15 protein-coding genes are annotated in these 18107 nt (G+C 51.7%); 5 read left to right on the forward strand and 10 right to left on the reverse strand.

The features are described from left to right. Positions 1–11: 11 nt before the first annotated feature. From HCU74_RS10825 to HCU74_RS10835, 3 genes are read right to left on the reverse strand one after another with little or no spacing between them, the layout of a single operon-like run. Positions 12–1283 carry a TolC family protein gene (locus HCU74_RS10825; protein ID WP_168450430.1) on the reverse strand — a complete coding sequence of 424 codons (1272 nt, stop codon included), beginning with the start codon at positions 1281–1283 and terminating at the stop codon, positions 12–14. 60 nt (positions 1284–1343) lie between these two features. After that, on the reverse strand, positions 1344–1709 hold the full coding sequence (locus HCU74_RS10830; protein ID WP_081482686.1) for a hypothetical protein: 366 nt from the start codon (positions 1707–1709) through the stop codon (positions 1344–1346). A gap of 40 nt (positions 1710–1749) precedes the next feature. Further along, positions 1750–2646 (reverse strand): cation efflux transmembrane domain-containing protein, encoded by an 897-nt coding sequence (locus HCU74_RS10835; RefSeq protein ID WP_008251027.1) that lies wholly within the window; start codon positions 2644–2646, stop codon positions 1750–1752. A 70-nt stretch (positions 2647–2716) separates the two neighbouring features. Between HCU74_RS10835 and cadR the strand changes: the two genes are divergently transcribed. From cadR to HCU74_RS10850, 3 genes are read left to right on the forward strand one after another with little or no spacing between them, the layout of a single operon-like run. After that, entirely contained in the window at positions 2717–3142 is a 426-nt protein-coding gene (cadR, locus tag HCU74_RS10840) for a Cd(II)/Pb(II)-responsive transcriptional regulator (RefSeq protein ID WP_008251028.1), read from the forward strand. Positions 3143–3144: 2 nt separating this feature from the next. Continuing rightward, on the forward strand, positions 3145–4395 hold the full coding sequence (locus tag HCU74_RS10845) for a site-specific integrase (RefSeq protein WP_008251029.1): 1251 nt from the start codon (positions 3145–3147) through the stop codon (positions 4393–4395). Positions 4396–4424: 29 nt separating this feature from the next. Then, on the forward strand, positions 4425–7433 hold the full coding sequence (locus HCU74_RS10850) for a Tn3 family transposase (RefSeq protein WP_008251030.1): 3009 nt from the start codon (positions 4425–4427) through the stop codon (positions 7431–7433). Positions 7434–7451: 18 nt separating this feature from the next. On the opposite strand, the gene HCU74_RS10855 is transcribed toward HCU74_RS10850, so the two are convergent. Further along, positions 7452–8393: an NAD(P)/FAD-dependent oxidoreductase gene (locus HCU74_RS10855; protein WP_246864574.1), complete on the reverse strand. Its 942-nt coding sequence runs from the start codon at positions 8391–8393 to the stop codon at positions 7452–7454. Between the two features lie 164 nt (positions 8394–8557). Further along, a complete protein-coding gene (acnB, locus tag HCU74_RS10860) occupies positions 8558–11185 on the reverse strand; it encodes a bifunctional aconitate hydratase 2/2-methylisocitrate dehydratase (protein WP_168450431.1) in 2628 nt (875 codons plus the stop codon). Positions 11186–11387: 202 nt separating this feature from the next. On the opposite strand from acnB, the gene HCU74_RS10865 reads away from it, so the two are divergent. Both HCU74_RS10865 and HCU74_RS10870 read left to right on the forward strand, forming a co-directional pair. Next, entirely contained in the window at positions 11388–11855 is a 468-nt protein-coding gene (locus tag HCU74_RS10865) for a DUF1289 domain-containing protein (RefSeq protein ID WP_246864575.1), read from the forward strand. A 49-nt stretch (positions 11856–11904) separates the two neighbouring features. Next, on the forward strand, positions 11905–12516 hold the full coding sequence (locus tag HCU74_RS10870) for a MiaE family protein (protein ID WP_168450433.1): 612 nt from the start codon (positions 11905–11907) through the stop codon (positions 12514–12516). A gap of 107 nt (positions 12517–12623) precedes the next feature. Here HCU74_RS10870 and HCU74_RS10875 read toward each other — a convergent pair whose 3' ends face one another. The 5 genes from HCU74_RS10875 to HCU74_RS10895 are packed head-to-tail and all read right to left on the reverse strand — an operon-like array spanning position 12624 to position 17819. Then, a complete protein-coding gene (locus HCU74_RS10875) occupies positions 12624–13193 on the reverse strand; it encodes an ANTAR domain-containing response regulator (RefSeq protein ID WP_168450434.1) in 570 nt (189 codons plus the stop codon). Between the two features lie 5 nt (positions 13194–13198). Beyond that, positions 13199–14497: a CmpA/NrtA family ABC transporter substrate-binding protein gene (locus HCU74_RS10880; protein WP_168450435.1), complete on the reverse strand. Its 1299-nt coding sequence runs from the start codon at positions 14495–14497 to the stop codon at positions 13199–13201. Between the two features lies 1 nt (position 14498). After that, the gene (locus tag HCU74_RS10885) at positions 14499–15371 is read right to left on the reverse strand and encodes an ABC transporter ATP-binding protein (RefSeq protein ID WP_168450436.1); all 873 of its coding nucleotides are present in this window, start codon (positions 15369–15371) and stop codon (positions 14499–14501) included. Between the two features lie 10 nt (positions 15372–15381). Then, positions 15382–16401: an ABC transporter permease gene (locus HCU74_RS10890; RefSeq protein WP_168450437.1), complete on the reverse strand. Its 1020-nt coding sequence runs from the start codon at positions 16399–16401 to the stop codon at positions 15382–15384. A 56-nt stretch (positions 16402–16457) separates the two neighbouring features. Beyond that, positions 16458–17819, reverse strand: coding sequence for a CmpA/NrtA family ABC transporter substrate-binding protein (locus HCU74_RS10895; protein WP_168450438.1), 1362 nt, complete (start codon positions 17817–17819; stop codon positions 16458–16460). Positions 17820–18107 lie beyond the last annotated feature (288 nt).

Raw genomic sequence — 18107 nt, forward strand, 5'->3', positions numbered from 1 at the left:
AAACGATTGATTTAGCGGTTAAGAGCTTCACTGGATAGCTTTTCTATCAGCGCCTGACAGATGAGAGCTGTCGATGCCGCATCGATACGCGCCTGCTTGGTCGCCAGCAACTCTTCCTGAGCGGCAATCAAATCGAGATAGCGATAACGACCATTTTCGTAAGCTTCACGGGTTAATTTAAGTGCGTTTTCTAGCGCTGGGATCACCACATTTTGGGTTTTATTGGCGGCCGCGATGCTTTGCTTTCTGAGCGACCAGGCTTCAAAAAGTTGGGCATGCAAACGCAAGAGCAGATCCTGTCGGGCATAATCCACGGCATTGCGATTGGCCAGAGCCGCTTTCACTTCACCGCTGTTTCTCTTATTAGAGAACAAGGGAATGGAGAGCCCCACGGTGAATGCTGAATCGCCTGTTTCTTCGAAGCGTTTGATGCCTGCACGCCACGTCAGATCACTGCGTCCACCGGCGCGAGCCAATGTCACTGCGGCATCCCTGATCCGCGCCTCACTTGCAAACACCTGAATAGTCGGGGAAGTTTTTATTCGCGCATACAGCTGCTCAAAGCCTGAATTTTCTCCGAATTCAAAAAGGCTCCCCTCCAGTGTGCTAAATGCCGGGGTGGTGTCACCCCAAAACCGTGCGAGCTGCACTTTCTGGCGCTGAAACTGTTCCTCCAACGAAGCAAGACGGATTTCCGCACGCGCAACGGCGGCTTGCCCACGCATGACTTCCGCTTCAGGTGCCGCTCCCTGTTTGGAGCGTGTTTTGAGGGTTTTTAACAACGATTGGGACAGTGCTAGAGATTCCTCAGCGAGCCGAATGTTGGCCTGGGTTGCCAAGCCCTCTATATAGGCGGTCGTCAGCTCACCGAGCACATCAAGGGTAGTGGCTTGTTGTTCCCATTCCGCCTGATTGATACGAGCATCTGTATAGGAAACGCGGGCCTGACGTTTACCTGCCAGTTCAATCACTGACGATAGCGCCAGTGTGGTTTCTGCTGAATCATATCCTGCCGTACTGCCGGATCCAGCGAAGTTTTCTACCTCAAGTTCAAATGCCATCGCTGGGCGTAAGGCGCTGGTTTGCCTTCGGGCGCTCAGCGCTTCCTGTGTGAATCTGTATTGGTAGAGTTGTGGATTGTTTGACAGCGTGCGGGCTAGCGCGTCATTTAGAGTCAGCTTGGTATCGGCGTACGCAGCATTTGCCGTGATGGTCAAACTGCAGAGTAGAAAAGCAAGCCAAGCACAGGGCTTATGGCACCTGTAAAAAGTGAGTAATTGCATGGATAAGTCCTAATATAAGTCGTAATTCCGCACGTGCGGGTAAAAAACGGTACTTAGGGCTTATGCTTTAGGAGGGCGCAGGATGGTTTCGAAGGTATTGGGAAAAGCGCTTTCCGAATAAAAGGAAACAGGTGATGAACTCTTCGTCAATAAAAGCTGATCGGTAGAGACTAGAATAGCGGGACAAAAATGAGCGTGACCGTGGCAGCAGTGATGACAATCCAATGTCGAAGAGGCCGACGTATCTGTAGTAAGAGTTTTGACGTCGTGTTTTTCAACTTCAAGCACGCCAAGATGTTGATGGGCCTCGTCGAAAGTCACATGCTCAGAACTTGACTGGTGCAGTTGATGTGCGTCGCCCATAGACATACCGGATTGCAAAACAATCAGTGCAAGCAAAAAATATGTCAGGACACGTTTAAGCATTTTTTAATCTATCTGATCACTTGATCTCGAAAACAGGTCGCTATCGTAGCAGAAGTATACGCCGAGCGCCGTTTAAAACAATAAAGCCAATAATAACCCCAACCACCAAATCCGGAATGTGTGATCCCGTCATCGCCACTAGAATGCCGGCAATGATGACGCCGGTATTGGCCAACACATCATTGGCTGAGAATATCCAGCTGGCCTTCATATGTGCCCCTTGGTTACGCGATTTGAAGATTAGCAAGAGGCAAGCAATATTCGCTACCAAGGCAACGGCGCCTGCCCCCATCATGAGTACTGAAACGGGTTCGCTCCCGTAGACAGCTCGCCTAAAGACTTCGAGTAGGACGCCCACAGCAAGCGCGAGCTGTAGCCAGCCAGAGAAATGGGCAGCCTTGAGCTTAAGTCGAGCGGCCTTACCCACCGCATACAGCGACGCACCATAGACCGCAGCATCGGCAAACATATCCAGCGAGTCAGCGATTAAGCCAGTGGATTGCGCCACAATGCCCACGCCAAACTCAAGTGCAAACATGACCGCGTTGATTGCCAGCAACCACCGTAATACCCGCGCCTCTCTTACTTCGTCGGACTTTGCCGTTACCTGGGCTTGCCGAACGGCATCAAAATCTACCGGCTCCAATGAAATCAGTTGTGCCCGAAGACCAACAGAGATCATGGTTTTTTCCACTGTCTCCGCAATATCTGGGTGATATATCCGCACCCTGCGGTTGGAAATGTCGAATTCGAAGGTGAGCCCCTCATCAAAACTAGCAAATGCAGTGCGAATCAGGTTCTCTTCTGACGGGCAATCCATATCAGTGACATGAAACACGCTTACGTGGCTGGCTCCAGCCTGCATATCGCTGTTCGCTTCAGCCTGTGTTGGCGCTGTGCTGCTAGAGCCGCAGCACACTTTCGAATCTGTTGACATAGCCGACTCTTGTTAGATGGATATACCAAGGCTACACTCTATAGTAACAATAGAGTCAAGGGGGAAACCTATGAAAATTGGTGAGCTCGCTAAACGCAGTGGCTGTTCGATCCAAGCGATACGCCACTACGAAAAGGAAGGCTTAATCTCCGAGCCTGCTCGTACTGACGGCAACTTCCGTATATATAGTACTGGCGCGCTTGAAAAATTGTCATTCATCAAGAATTGCCGTGCGCTGGATCTGACGTTAAGCGAAATCAAACACCTCATCTCGCTACAACACTCACCAGGCACACCGTGTGAAGCGGTGAATGACATGATTGATGCTCACCTGCACATTGTCGAGACCCGTATCACGGATCTCCAAAATCTTCAGCGTGATCTAAAGCGGTTGCGACATAAATGTGGTCGCGCACGATCTATCGATCAGTGCGGAATATTAAATGAACTATCGCCAAAATCGCAGCATACGTTTACAGATAACAAAAGGAAGTAAGGGTGACAGACCTTGATCACTATATCCGGGCGGCAACACGCGATAACACGCGTTTAAGTTACCGTGCGGCTGTTGAACATTTTGAAAGTCACTGGGGTGGTTTTCTTCCTGCGACCGCCGATAGCGTGGCTCGCTATTTGGTGGATTATGCAAATACTTTGTCAGTAAACACACTGCGTCAACGACTAGCTGGTCTAGCGGCCTGGCATCTTGATCAGGGCTTTCCTGACCCGACCAAAGCCCCGCATGTAAAAAAAGTGTTAAAGGGCATCGCCGAATTGCACCCAGTCGTCCCAAAGCAAGCCAAACCAATTCAGCTTGACCAGCTAACGCTACTGGTAAGCTCGTTTGATCATTTTATTGAAACTGGCTCACCAAAAGAAGCGCTGCAATCGATCCGGGATAAAGCCCTATTGTTGATCGGTTTCTGGCGTGCGTTCCGCAGTGATGAATTAGCCCGACTTAGTGTAGAGCATATTCAGGCGGAGTCTGGAAAAGGGATGGACATATTTGTCCCCCGCAGTAAAGGCGATCATTCTAGACTGGGGCGGCGATACAAGGCTCCTGCATTAAAACAACTTTGTCCTGTCGAAGCTTATTTAGATTGGGTCAGTGCGGCGCAAATAAAGGTCGGGCCGGTTTTTCGTTCGATTAATCGTTGGGGACATATATCCGAAGACGCACTTCATCCCGCAAGCATCATCGGCATTATTCAGCAGTGCTGTTCACGAGCCGACATAGATGAGGCGAACTTGTTTAGCAGTCACTCTCTAAGAAGAGGTTTCGCCACCTGGGCAAATGCGCAAGGTTGGGATACGAAATCCTTGATGGAATACGTGGGTTGGAAAGATGTTCAGTCCGCGATGCGATACATAGACTCGCCAGATCCATTTGCTCAGTATCGTACAGAAACGGGAATTGCTACGGTAATTGCGCCAATCGAACAAGATGAACAAAAAACCATCCAAACGCTATTAGAGGTTCTTCTCGTTCTAGAGCCTTATAGCAAGCTTTCCAAGCGCACTGACAGAGCAAAAAAATTAATCGAGGGGTATTGCTTGTCGCCGTTGTCAATGAATAAAGTCAATTTAGAAGGAAGGCATTACGAGATTATGGTCGAGCACAGTGACTACGATTCATTGGATGAAATCCTAGATGAACTACTTCACCGAATGCACGAGATCGCGTCAGAGAATCAATGCATGCTGGAGGTTAGCGTTCGCGATCCTCGCACCGATAAACACTGGGATTAACAGACTCTGTTTTTAAAGGAATTTGAAATATGAGCAGTCTGCATGAAACTGCCTATCCTCGACTGCGCAACACCATCACAGATAAAGAGCTCAAGGAGTATTACACTCCAACACCAGAAGAACTAATACTGATCTCATCAGAAAAAAGGCCGATTCTACGTGTCGGGCTCATTCTGAATTTAAAATTACTTCAACGACTCGGATACTTTGTGCCTGTGGCCTCAGTGCCACGCTCGATTATGCAGCATGTGCTCGATGCGATGGGTATAAAACGACCGATTACTCTTAAACAGCTCAAAGACTACGACCGGTCGGGGTCTCGATCACGTCAGCAACAACAATTAAGGGAATATCTCGGCATAAAGCCATTCGATTTAAGCGACCAGCCTTGGCTCACTCAAATTGCTGAAAATGCATCAGAGACAAAAGAGATGCTCGCAGATATCATCAACGTGATGCTAGAGGAATTGGCGCATCATCATTTCGAGCTGCCCGGATTTACAGTCCTCAAACGAATCGCTCGCGCAGCAAGAAATAAAGTCAATGATGCCTGTTTTCGCGAGATTGGACTGGATCTCTCGCCAGAAGCCAAACAAAAAATTGATGAATTACTGAACCCGTCCGATGGCGCTTACAGTGCCTGGAATATTCTTAAACGTGAACCCAAAAAGCCGGGTAACAAAGAAGTTCGAAGTTATCTTCAGCATGTTCATTGGCTCCAAACATTAGGTGAAACTCTCCCTGAGGCCAACATTCCGGTTGTGAAATATCGGCAGTTTGCCCTAGAGGCTCGTGCATTAACAGCCCCCGAAATGGCACGACTCAAAGTCCATAAGCGCTATGCACTTGCCGTAATATTGATTCGCCAACAACATAGTAAAGCCTTGGACGATGTTGCAAACTTGTATATCAAGATGCTGCGAAGCATGGAAGCTGGTGCCCAGGCCGCATTGAACAAATATATCCTGGAGCACCAAAAACAAATCGATGCCTTGATTGCAAAATTTCGCGACGTTCTTATCGCTTACGACCAAGATTCTGAACAATTAGCCAAACTGCAAGCGATTGGAGGTGTCTTGGGCGATGACGCTAGCGCGCTGATTGATCGTTGCAATCAGCACATTGCTTATGCCGGAAACAATTACTACCCCTTCATGTTAAGCAATTACCGCCAGAAACGCGCTTTGCTTTTCAATTGTCTGGATATACTGGATTTGCAATCAAGCTCCAGCGATACCAGCAGCACGACATTGCTTATCCTGCTAAAGAGTTTGCGTAGTACTCGATCAGAATTTATCAGCGAAGAGACACTTAATCAGCATTTGCCTGAGCCATTTGATACCAGTTGGTTTACAGAAAAATGGCGCAAGCTGATCCTGTCGAACACGAAGAACGAAACCGGAATAACTCAACGACTTTTCCATAGAAAATACCTTGAACTCTGTTTGTTGTTACACATCAAGCACGAGCTCTCATCGGGCGATTTGTATATTCCGTTTAGCGTCGAATTTGATGACTATCGCGAGCAACTGGTGGACGATGAAACATTGGATGACGAATTAGACGAGTATAGTGAACAGGTGGAGATGCCACTGAATAATGCGCATTTGTTTGTTACTAACTTAAAGCAGGAGCTATCAGATCGATCAAAACAGGTAGACGAGCGATTTCCTGCCAATCTTCACGCCTCGATCAAAGAGGGTAAGCTGTCGATCAGTCCGATAAGAAGTGAACAACCGTTAGCCGAACTGCAAAAACTCGATGCACTGATTACGGAAAACCTCCCTGAAGTAAGCATTATTGACATCCTTACCGACACTGAAAAGTGGCTTGGTCTGCATAAACTATTTGGGCCGTTGTCAGGGAATGAATTACGTATAGATGAACCCGAAAAGCGTTTCATCACCACGTTATTTTGCTATGGCTGTAATCTAGGGCCAGTTCAAACAGCCAAGTCTGTGAAGAATATCAGCAGAAAGCAGATTGCCTGGCTCAACCTTAGACATGCTTCCGAAGATCGCTTGGACAAAGCGATCACCCAAGTCGTCAATGCTTACAATAAATTTGATCTACCTAAATACTGGGGCAGCGGCAAGCACGCGTCGGCTGATGGAACGATGTGGGATCTGTACGAACAGAACCTGTTAACGGAATACCATATTCGATATGGCGGTTATGGTGGTATTGGTTACTACCATGTTTCCGATACCTACATTGCATTGTTCAGTCATTTTATTCCATGCGGTGTCTATGAAGCGGTGTACATACTAGACGGACTAATGAACAACAAATCTGACATCCAGCCCGATACGTTACATGGCGACACACAGGCGCAAAGCTATCCAGTATTTGGTTTGTCACATTTGCTGGGCATCAATCTCATGCCTCGAATCCGCAACATTCAGGATTTGTTGCTTTTCCGACCTGACAATCGATATCGATACAAAAGTATTGAGCCCTTGTTTGCAGGAAGCATAGACTTCAAATTAATCGAGCGGCATCTTCGAGATATGCTTCGCGTCGTCATATCGATCAAGAAAGGCAAAATTACCGCCTCAACGATTTTGCGTAGGCTTGGGACCTACAGTCGTAGAAACAAGCTATATTTGGCATTTAAAGAGCTGGGAAAGGCGATAAGAACACTCTTTTTACTGCGCTATATCGATGAAATTGAGCTTCGAAAAACCATTCAATCAGCCACAAACAAAAGTGAGGAATTTAACGGTTTTATTAAATGGCTCTTTTTTGGAGGTGAGGGCATCATTGCAGAAAACGTCCGTCATGAGCAGCGGAAAATCGTTAAATACAACCAGCTAGTAGCTAATATGGTGATTCTCTATAACGTTGAGAAAATGACCCATGTTCTGAAGCATTTGTCGAAAGAGGGTGTGATAATCAACAAAGAGCTGCTTAATGGGCTCTCACCATACCGAAATTCTAATATTAATCGCTTTGGTGACTACAATTTGGATCTGGAAAAAGTAATTCCGCCGCTGGATTTTGGAATCAAGATACTGGAGACAGAAAAAGCGAAATAAGACTTATATATCAATAATTTAAGGTACAATTGGCGAATTTTTCCAGAATGACGGCCGACCCTCAGGGTGCTCGATACGAAAGCCGATGGAAAAGGGTTTGGCTTCCATATACACCCCCTGATCGCGCAGGGTGGCGAAGGTGTCCCGGGCGCTGTGGCCAATGGCCAGAATAATATGCTTGCTGTGCAGGGTTTCTCCGCTGCTCAGGGTTACCCCGGACACTTGCCCATTACCGTCAGCGGTCGCCTCCCGGTGAAATGCCACAACCTTGCTGTCAAAACGAATTTCACCGCCCAGTCGAATTATCTCTGCGCGAATATTCTCCACCATTTTGACCAACTTGAAGGTGCCGATATGGGGCTTGCTCACCATAAGGATTTCTTCCGGCGCCCCGGCTTTGACGAACTCGGTCATTACCTTGCGGCCGAGAAAGCGCTTGTCCTTCACCTGGCTGTACAGCTTGCCGTCAGAAAAGGTTCCCGCGCCACCTTCGCCGTATTGCACATTGGATTCGGTATTGAGCTTGCGCTTGCGCCACAGTCCCCAGGTATCCTGTGTACGCTGACGTACATCCTGCCCGCGATCCAGCACAATCGGCTTCAACCCCATCTGCGCCAGAATCAATGCGGCCAGGATGCCACAGGGGCCAAAGCCCACAACAATAGGGCGCTGCTGATCAGGTTTGGGAAAATCACTGACCTGGGCGACAAAAGCGTATTCCATGTTCGGACTTGGGGACAAACCCCGTGATAGCAGCTTCCCTTCCTGCTCCGCTGGCAGACAGACATCGACGATGTAAATCAGCTGAATCGCGTGTTTTTTCCGCGCATCATAGCTACGTTTGAACACCGTATACGACAGTAGGTCAGACTCCGGTACGCCCAACCGAGCGATTACGGCCTTGCCCAAGGCGTCGTCCGGGTGGTTGAGGGGGAGTTTGATGTCATTAAGTCTGATCATGCGCCTACCGGTTGTGTTGAAAAGGCTATTTCGCGCGGGATTCTAGCATGTTCAGGGCGCTCAGCAGAGTCATCGTATAGAACAGGCGGGCACAAAAAAGCCGCCCGAAGGCGGCTTTCCGTGTTGATCAAGCTACGTCGATCAAACTGCGCAAAGGAAGTTTCTTACAGGGAAACTTCAGTAACCTCAACGGCTGCGATGCGCTTGCCTTCCTCGGCGCCTTTCTGGAAAGACTCGATCTGGTCGAAGTTCATGTAGCGGTAGATATCCGCAGACATGCTCTTCAGATCTTTACAGTATTCCAGGTACTCCTCAGGCGTAGGCAGGCGACCAACTATTGCCCCCACCGCAGCCAGTTCGGCTGAAGTCAGGTAAACATTGGCGCCAGTACCCAGGCGGTTGGGGAAGTTACGGGTCGAGGTAGACAGCACGGTAGCGCCGTCGGCAACACGCGCCTGGTTACCCATACACAGTGAACAGCCGGGCATTTCCATACGGGCGCCCGCTGCGCCAAAGATGTTGTAGTAACCTTCTTCCATCAGGGTGTGCTGATCCATCTTCGTCGGCGGCGACAGCCACAGACGAGTAGACAGGTTGCCTTTGTGGGCGTCCAGCAGTTTACCCGCTGCGCGGAAGTGACCAATGTTGGTCATGCAGCTGCCGATAAAGACTTCGTCAACCTTGTCACCGGCCACTTCAGACAGCAGCTTGGCGTCGTCGGGGTCGTTCGGGCAACATACAACAGGCTCTTTCAGCTCGTTCAGGTCGATTTCAATAACCGCGCAGTACTCGGCATCGGCATCGGCCTCAAGCAGGCTTGGGTTAGCCAGCCACTCTTCCATTTTGGCAGCGCGGCGTTCCAGAGTACGCTTGTCGCCGTAACCTTCGCTCACCATCCAGCGCAGCAGGGTGATGTTGGAACGCAGGTATTCGGAGATTTCTGCGACACCCTGTTTGATGGTACAGCCAGCCGCTGAACGCTCTGCTGACGCATCAGACAGCTCAAATGCCTGCTCTACAGTCAAACCTTCCAGACCTTCGATCTCGAGAATACGGCCAGAGAAGATGTTCTTCTTGCCTTTTTTCTCAACGGTCAGGTGACCATCTTTAATCGCCTGGTAGGGAATAGCGTGTACCAGGTCACGCAAGGTGATGCCGGGTTGCATTTCGCCCTTAAAGCGAACCAATACCGACTCAGGCATATCCAGCGGCATTACGCCGGTTGCTGCGGCAAAGGCCACCAGGCCGGAGCCCGCAGGGAAGGAAATACCCATCGGGAAACGAGTGTGGGAGTCACCACCGGTGCCGACAGTGTCAGGCAGCAGCATACGGTTCAGCCAGCTGTGGATGATGCCGTCACCAGGGCGCAGTGATACACCGCCACGGGTCATAATAAAGTCGGGCAGGCTGTGCTGGGTGTCGATATCAACGGGCTTGGGGTAGGCCGCGGTATGACAGAAAGACTGCATGGTCAGGTCTGCTGAGAAACCCAGGCAGGCCAGATCTTTCAGTTCATCGCGGGTCATTGGCCCAGTGGTATCCTGAGAGCCCACTGTGGTCATTTTCGGCTCGCAGTAAGTGCCGGGGCGAACGCCTTTGCCTTCGGGCAGGCCACAGGCGCGGCCAACCATTTTCTGGGCCAGGGTGTAACCCTTGCCGCTATCTTCAGGCTGTGAGGGCTGACGGAACAGGGTAGAGGGCTCAAGACCCAGAGACTCGCGGGCTTTGGTGGTCAGACCACGGCCGATAATCAGGTTGATACGGCCACCTGCACGAACCTCGTCCAGCAGAACCTGTGATTTCAGCTCGAAGCTGCTCAGGGTTTCGCCGGTTTCAACGTTTTTGATCACACCGTCATAGGGACGAATTTCAATCACGTCGCCCATGTTCAGCTGGTCAACGTCGGCTTCAAATACCAGTGCGCCGGCATCTTCCATGGTGTTGTAAAAGATGGGAGCAACCTTGCCGCCGATGCAGACACCGCCGCCGCGCTTGTTGGGTACGCCGGGAATATCGTCACCGAAGAACCACAGAACGGAGTTGGTGGCTGATTTACGTGAAGAACCGGTGCCGACAACGTCGCCCACCATGGCGATGGGGTGGCCTTTTTTCTTCAGTTCTTCGATTTGCGTCAGTGGTCCGATTTGACCCTGTACGTCGGGCTTGATGCCATCGCGCTCCATTTTGTACATTGCCAGGGCGTGCAACGGAATATCCGGGCGTGACCAGGCATCAGGGGCGGGGGACAGATCGTCGGTATTGGTTTCGCCGGTGACTTTGAAAACGGTTTTAACAATGCTTTCGGGGACTTCAGGACGTTTGGTAAACCATTCGCCATCGGCCCAGCTTTGCATAACACCCTTGGCGTGCTCGTTGCCCGCCTTGGCTTTTTCTTCCACGTCGTGGAAGGCGTCAAACATCAGCAGGGTGTGTTTCAGCTCTGTCGCAGCAAGAGGAGCCAGTGCTGCGTCGTCGAGCAGTTCAACCAGAGTTGCGATGTTGTAGCCGCCGTGCATATTGCCCAGCAGAACGACCGCTTCTTCCTTGCTGATAAGAGGGCTGCTTGCCTCGCCTTTAACGATGGCTGACAAAAAACCGGCTTTTACGTAAGCCGCTTCGTCAACACCCGGTGGCACGCGGTTGGAAATCAGCTCAACCAGCGTTTCTTCTTCGCCAGCTGGCGGATTTTTGAGCAGCTCAATAAGGCCTGCTACTTGCTCAGCGTTCAAGGGCTTGGGGACGATACCTTGCGCCGCGCGCTCCTCGACATGCTTCCGATATGCTTCTAGCACAGTAAACTCCTCTTTTCAGTTTCGGTACCCGTAGCTCCGGGATCGCCGGAGTCCGGGGCTATCGATGCCCGTCATCGATGCGAACCAGGGGGACGCAAGTATACTGAAAAACCCTACATACGTTAAGCGAATTACCTGCCTTGCCAGCTTAACGCCGGTGCCTTACCCTTTAGGCCCGATAATCACCCCCTCGGAGAGAACGTTGTCCGATCTGCTACGCCGTATTGCAACCCCGTGTATTGGTGTCTGTTCCACCGGTATCGGCGACGACGTGTGCCGCGGCTGCAAACGCTTCAGCCACGAGGTGATTCACTGGAACAGCTACAGCCAGGAACAAAAGCGCAGCATTGACCAGCGCCTCGACCGTTTTCTGGTGCAGGTCATGGCCGATAAACTGAGCATATCCGACGTGAATTTGCTGCGCTGGCAGCTCGATGTGCAGCGTATTCGCTATAATCCGCAAAAAGATATCTACGTGGCACTGTTTCAACTGCTGCGTGCCGGTGCCGCGCAGATTGACGACCCGAAGTCCTTTGGATTTCAACTGAACCACGATTGGCAGGGATACACACTGCTGGCCTTGCGGGAAATCATCGATCGCGAGTTTTACCTGCTGTCCGCCGCCCACTACGAGCGTTATATCGGGCGCTACCTGTCCAAAGAAGGCTGAGTCGAGTCGACGCTGCTGATATAATCCGCCTTTTTGCTCAGGTGGTAGCATGGCCGTAGACATTAGCGAAATACTCGCATTCCTTCCCTGTGAAACCCCCGATGCATGGGTGGAAGCGGCACTGGCTCATCCCGAAGAGTTGTTGATCGACCACGCCAACTGCGAGAAAAAGGCGGCGGGTACCGCGCTGAACCTGATGTTCCGCTACGTGGACAAGCTGGACCTGCTCAATAAAATGTCGCGCTTGGCCAGGGAGGAGTTGCGTCACTTTGAGCAGGTATTGGCGATTATGAAAAAGCGCGGGGTAGAGTATCGCCATCTTTCGTCGGCGCGCTATGCCAACGGCCTGCGCGGCATCGCCCGTACCAGCGACCCGAATAAACTGGTCGATATATTGATATGCGGCGCCTTGATCGAGGCACGCAGCTGTGAGCGGTTTGCCAGAATTGCCCCCCACCTGGATGATGAACTGCAGGACTTTTATCTATCGCTGCTCAAGTCGGAGTCCCGGCATTTCAAAGATTACCTCGCGCTGGCCCAGCGCTATGCAGTGGAATCTATTGATGATCGCGTAGAGGCCTTCCGTCAAAAGGAGCGGGAACTGATTCTCGGCGAAGACAATGAGTTTCGATTCCACAGCGGCCCGCTGCGCGCGGCCTGACTCCTGGTCCTTGGTGACACTAATTGCATCACCGCAATTGCGGCTAACCAAGCACCTCCAGCGGCCATGATTCAATTAGTGTGAACAGGCCCTGGTGTAAAGAGCCCCTATACAAAGGAGCCAGTCTCCAGCAGCTGTTGGGCCAGTTCGGTCACACTGCGCTGCTGACGGCTGGCGTTCTTGTTCAACAAATCCTGCGCCTGATCCTCCGCAAGATCGTAGGTGTCCATGATGTACATCAGCGCCTTGTTCACGAAGTGGCGCTGTTCGACAGCGGGCTTCATCGCCTGAACCTCCATCCGCAGTCGATCGATGCTGTGAAAGTAACTGATGGTAATGTCGATTAACGCCTGCAACAGACTGGCGCGCACATCGTTAATGGCATAAAGACTCAATCCCACCTCGGCGGCGAGGCGGTTTATGCCCTCGGAGTGGTCTCCGTTCAGGGTGAATACTGTTTGCGGGCTATCCGGCTTCAACTGGGCCAGATGTTCCAGGGTGTCACGACGGGGAGAGTTGGTGTCTACCAAAATGATTTCGGGGTTTAATTCGCGGATGGAGTGATAAAGGTCAATATCGCTCGGTTCCAACCTTATCAATTCCATGCCGACCCAGGATAGGATCGGGTCAAGTTTTTCCGCCTGTTTGGGGTCTATATCCAGAAGCAAAACCTTCATGCAGCTTATTTCTCGTTATCGGTGTTAATCAATCGCAATGCGGGAATATCCGCCTGGGACAGGCTTTGCTGTTCCAGATATTTAATGATGCCGCCCACTGAGATCACCTTGCCGTCCATAAACTGATTGGGGCCAAGGTGCTGTGATTTGGGCAGCATCATTTTTTCGTGCAGGTTACCTTCGGTCTTACGGTCGATATTGGGGCTGTCCAGACCGATTGCAGCAGCAGCTATCCTGAATTCAGCGGGTTTGTAGACCGCGCGTACAGTTTCGTCGATGTTCAGGGCAACGTTGAGCTGGCCCCAGCGGTACATCTGGGAAATAAACCATTCACCGTGATTCAGCCAGGGAAAGTTGGCCGAATAACGGTGAAAGACATGGAAGTCATCGACTCGCTCCGGGGGCTTGCCATGATGTTTCAGTGAAAAGCCGGTAAGAGAGAGGGCGACAGTTTCCTCCGGAAGGGCAATATAAGCCGCCTGGCTAATGATTTTTGCTGCGCTGCGGCGATTTTCCTTTTTGTCCAGCCAGATACAGGCGCGCAGCAGTGCGCGGAGAATCGCCTGATGGGTGCCCGGATGCTTTTTAGCCCAGGACTCACTGACGGCAAAAACCTTTTCCGGGCTGTTATTCCACAACTGGTATTTGGTGGCGACCACATGTCCCAATTGCTGTTGAACAGCCAGTGTATTCCAGGGTTCACCAACACAAAACCCGTGGATATCACCTTCGCTCATTGCCTGTACCATTTTGGGCGGCGGAACCACCACAATCTCGATATCGGTGTCGGGGTTGATGCCGGCACTGGCAAGCCAGTAGCGCAGCTCATAACTTTGGGTAGAGCAGGGGTAAACAATACCAAAACGCAGCTTGGGACGTTTCGCGCGTTTGTTTTCCTCGACGAGACACTGCAAAGCCTGGGCCGCGATCAACGGGCTGAATTCGCTGCGCGGATCGATGTCGTAGAGGTGGTTGTACAGCTCGTTATTGATGGTAATGGCATTGCCATTCAAATCCAGCACCATCGCGCTGATAAGGTCGATGCGGGGACCACCCACTCCCAATCGCGCGGCAACCGGCATCGACGCCAGCATTTGTGCACCATCCAGAATTTCCAGCCCTACCTTGTCGCGGATACCCGCCCAGGACGACTCCCGTTGCAGGTTAACGTTGAGTCCCTCGGCGTTGAAAAATCCCTTTTCCTGAGCAATAACCAAGGGAGCGCAGTCAGTAAGCGGAATAAAACCCAGATTAATATCGCTTTTTTCAAGCTCGGGTGTGCTTCCGCTACGGGCGCTGGGCATGTCAGGCTCCTACGACTTTATCAAGTTTTTGATCGGTATCGGCGGCGTCCGCCGGCGTTGCAGTGGCCGACTTGGCCACTATGGGCACATCCGGCTTCGCCTGTTTCTGGTGAAGGAAAGTCAATACCTCGGCGCGATAGTGGTTGTAATCCGGCGAATCCGCCAAAGCCAGACGATCGCGAGGCCGCGGCAGATCGATCGACAGTATGTCGCCGACGCTGGCGGCGGGGCCATTGGTCATCATTACGATGCGGTCAGAGAGCAGCACCGCCTCATCGACATCGTGGGTAATCAGAATAACCGTGTTATTCAGCTCCGCCTGTATTTCCATCAATGCGTCCTGTAAGTGAGCACGGGTCAACGCGTCCAGAGCACCAAAGGGTTCGTCCATCAACAGCACCTTCGGCTCCATCGCCAGCGCCCGGGCAATGCCCACTCGTTGTTTCATGCCGCCGGATATTTCTGCCGGATATTTGTGCAAAGCGTGGCTCATGTGCACTAGTTCGAGGTTGTGCGCCACCCAGTCGCGGATTTCCGCCTTATTCTTTTTGCCCTTGAACACCTGTTTTACCGCTAACTCCACGTTTTCGTACACCGTAAGCCAGGGAAAGAGGCTGTGGTTCTGGAATACTACAGCACGATCCGGGCCAGGTTCATTCACCTCTTTGGACTCCAGCACCACGGCGCCCTCTGTCGCCTGATAAAGTCCAGCGACGATATTGAGTACCGTCGACTTGCCGCAGCCCGAGTGACCAATCAGGGAGATAAACTCCCCCCGGGCAATTTTTAAATCGACCTTGTCCAGCGCCTTGAACGGCCCGTTTTTCGTGGGGAACTCAATACTGATATGGGATATATCCAGGTAGTGTGACATGGTGAACTCCTTACGAGACGGCGTCGTCATGGGCGACGAGTTTGTGAAGGGACTGCATCATAGAGTCGAGAATGAAGCCGATCAGACCGATGGTGATAACCGCAAACATAATACGAGCCAGGGATTCCGAGCTGCCGTTCTGGAATTCATCCCAGACAAATTTGCCCAGACCGGGGTTTTGCGCCAGCATTTCCGCAGCGATCAGCACCATCCAGCCGATACCCAGCGAGATACGCAGGCCGGTGAAGATCATCGGCAGCGACGCCGGTATGGCGATTTTTCTGACCTGGGTCATCCAGCCCAACTGGATGACTCGACCGACATTGATCAGATCCTTGTCGATATTTGCGACGCCCATGGCAGTGTTGATCAGCGTCGGCCACATACAGCACAGGGTGACGGTAATGGCGGAATTAACGAAGGACTTTGGCATCATCGGGTCGTCGCTTACATAGAGCGCGCTGACTACCATAGTCACCAGCGGCAGCCAGGCCAGCGGCGAAACCGGCTTCAGCACCTGAATAATCGGAGAAATCGCGGTGTTGAGCAGGGGACTGAGACCACAGGCCACACCGATAGGGATGGCGATCACCGATGCCACCAAAAACCCGGTAAACACGGTTTTCAGGCTGGTGACAATCTGATCGAGGTAGGTCGGCTTGCCGGTGTAGGGCCGAATTTTAACTTCCGCGTCGGGGTTTTTCGCCAGCTTGGCCTCATTGCGCTTGTGTTGGCGCTCGTAAAAGGCCTCGGCTTTTTGCCGTTCGGCTTTGTGTTCCTGCCACAGGGACTGTCCTGCCTCGACAACGGCACCGGGGCCGGGCAGCGTACCCAAGCTGGTCACCACTTTCGCCGCACCGGTTGACCACATGGCCAAAAACAGCAGTATCGCCACAATGGGCAGGCCAATTTGCCGGGCAATTTCTGCCCCCTGTTCCCGGGGGTTGTCCCACATGGCTAGCTTAACCACCGGTATCATCCATTTGAAACCGGCAAGATTTAAGTAGTGAAGGGCGTTTTGCTTGAACATCTTTTTCTCCAAAGGCCCGCCACAGGGGCGGGCTTACCGAATACTGCTATGGATGCTTACAGGCTATCGCCTTTCTTCAGCCCAATTTTGAACTTATTCAAGTATTCATTAGGCTTGCTGCCGTCAAAGGTAATACCGTCGATAAATTCAGACTGAGGTGGCTTGAAGCCCGTCTCGGTGGTGAAATCGGGGAATTCGCTGGCCTTCATTTTGCCTTCTGCGATCAGCTCCTGAGCGGCAATGGCGTAGATGTCAGGGCGATAAACCTTTTTGGCAATGTCCATATACCAGCTGTCTGGCTTATGCTCGCCAATTTGTCCCCAGCGGCGCATCTGCGTCAGGTACCAGATAGCATCGGAGTAGTAAGGGAAGGTCGCGTTGTAGCGGAAGAACACGTTGAAGTCAGGGACCTCACGCTTGTCGCCTTTCTCGTACTCGAAAGTACCGGTCATGGAGTTGGCAATAACGTCGTAGTCAGCGCCCACGTAATTTGAGCGGGAGAGAATTTTTACCGCTTCCGGACGGTTGGCGTTGTTGTTGTCGTCCAGCCACTTGGCGGCGCGGATCATCGCCTTCACCACGGCAATATGTGTTTGCGGATATTTATCAGCCCACGCCTTGCTCACACCGAAGACTTTCTCGGGGTTATTTTTCCAGATTTCGTAATCGGTAATCACCGGTACGCCAATACCCTTGAACACCGCTTGTTGGTTCCAGGGCTCACCCACGCAATATCCGTAGATGGTGCCAGCTTCCATCGTCGCCGGCATTTGCGGCGGGGGGGTTACTGAAAGCAGCGCATCCGCATTGATCTGACCGCTGATGTCGCCTTTGGCGGGCGCATAGTAGCCGGGGTGAATACCACCGGCTGCCAGCCAGTAGCGCAGCTCATAGTTGTGGGTCGATACCGGAAATACCATGCCCATTTTGAAGGGTTTGCCTTCAGACTTGTATTTATCGACCACCGGTTTGAGGTAATCGGCTTTGATCGGGTGTACAGGCTTGCCATCTTTTTGCTTGGGAATATGGGGCTTCATTTCTTCCCATACCGAGTTGGAAACGGTGATGCCGTTGCCGTTCAGATCCATACTGAATGCGGTAATGATGTGCGCCTGGGTGCCGAAGCCGATGGTCGCCCCCAGCGGTTGCCCCGCCAGCATATGCGCGCCGTCCAGCTCGCCGGTGATAACCCGATCAAGCAGCACTTTCCAGTTAGCCTGGGCCTCGAGCGTGACATAAAGGCCCTCGTCCTCGAAGAATTGCTTCTCGTAGGCGATGGCCAGTGGGGCCATATCGGTAAGCTTGATAAAGCCGAATTTAAGTTCTTCCTTTTCAGGTTCAACGGCGATGCTCAATGAGCTAACACCAAGGGCCAGTGCGCTCAGGGTGGCGGTAAGTGCGCTTTTATACCAGGACATTGTCTGTCTCCGTTCAGAAAATCCGGGTGCCAAGTGGGTGATCAAGCCCTGGGCTCCCTTAGTCGATCCCGCCAGTATTGGCAGAGTGAGTTTTCAGTCAGAACGTTCTGGTAAGCGAAAGAGCAATTGCTATGCCACAAACAATATTTCTATAAAAATCAGTTAGATATGTTTATTTCGGCGCGACCTGCCCCGAGCTCGGTGCGCTAAAGGTGTGCTTTTTTCAGGCGAAAATGGATTCGTGTGGCGGCGTAGTGGGGCAATATTGGTGCAGTAAAGACTGGTTTG

Source organism: Spongiibacter thalassae (genome assembly GCF_012272835.1).
Lineage (GTDB): Bacteria > Pseudomonadota > Gammaproteobacteria > Pseudomonadales > Spongiibacteraceae > Spongiibacter > Spongiibacter thalassae.

Excerpts from the sequence above, each read along its gene's own strand:
- HCU74_RS10825 (WP_168450430.1), bottom strand. The coding sequence starts at position 1,283 with ATGCAATTACTCACTTTTTACAGGTGCCATAAGCCCTGTGCTTGGCTT.
- HCU74_RS10830 (WP_081482686.1), bottom strand. The coding sequence starts at position 1,709 with ATGCTTAAACGTGTCCTGACATATTTTTTGCTTGCACTGATTGTTTTG.
- HCU74_RS10835 (WP_008251027.1), bottom strand. The coding sequence starts at position 2,646 with ATGTCAACAGATTCGAAAGTGTGCTGCGGCTCTAGCAGCACAGCGCCA.
- cadR (WP_008251028.1), top strand. The coding sequence starts at position 2,717 with ATGAAAATTGGTGAGCTCGCTAAACGCAGTGGCTGTTCGATCCAAGCG.
- HCU74_RS10850 (WP_008251030.1), top strand. The coding sequence starts at position 4,425 with ATGAGCAGTCTGCATGAAACTGCCTATCCTCGACTGCGCAACACCATC.
- HCU74_RS10855 (WP_246864574.1), bottom strand. The coding sequence starts at position 8,393 with ATGATCAGACTTAATGACATCAAACTCCCCCTCAACCACCCGGACGAC.
- HCU74_RS10870 (WP_168450433.1), top strand. The coding sequence starts at position 11,905 with ATGGCCGTAGACATTAGCGAAATACTCGCATTCCTTCCCTGTGAAACC.
- HCU74_RS10875 (WP_168450434.1), bottom strand. The coding sequence starts at position 13,193 with ATGAAGGTTTTGCTTCTGGATATAGACCCCAAACAGGCGGAAAAACTT.
- HCU74_RS10880 (WP_168450435.1), bottom strand. The coding sequence starts at position 14,497 with ATGCCCAGCGCCCGTAGCGGAAGCACACCCGAGCTTGAAAAAAGCGAT.
- HCU74_RS10885 (WP_168450436.1), bottom strand. The coding sequence starts at position 15,371 with ATGTCACACTACCTGGATATATCCCATATCAGTATTGAGTTCCCCACG.
- HCU74_RS10890 (WP_168450437.1), bottom strand. The coding sequence starts at position 16,401 with ATGTTCAAGCAAAACGCCCTTCACTACTTAAATCTTGCCGGTTTCAAA.
- HCU74_RS10895 (WP_168450438.1), bottom strand. The coding sequence starts at position 17,819 with ATGTCCTGGTATAAAAGCGCACTTACCGCCACCCTGAGCGCACTGGCC.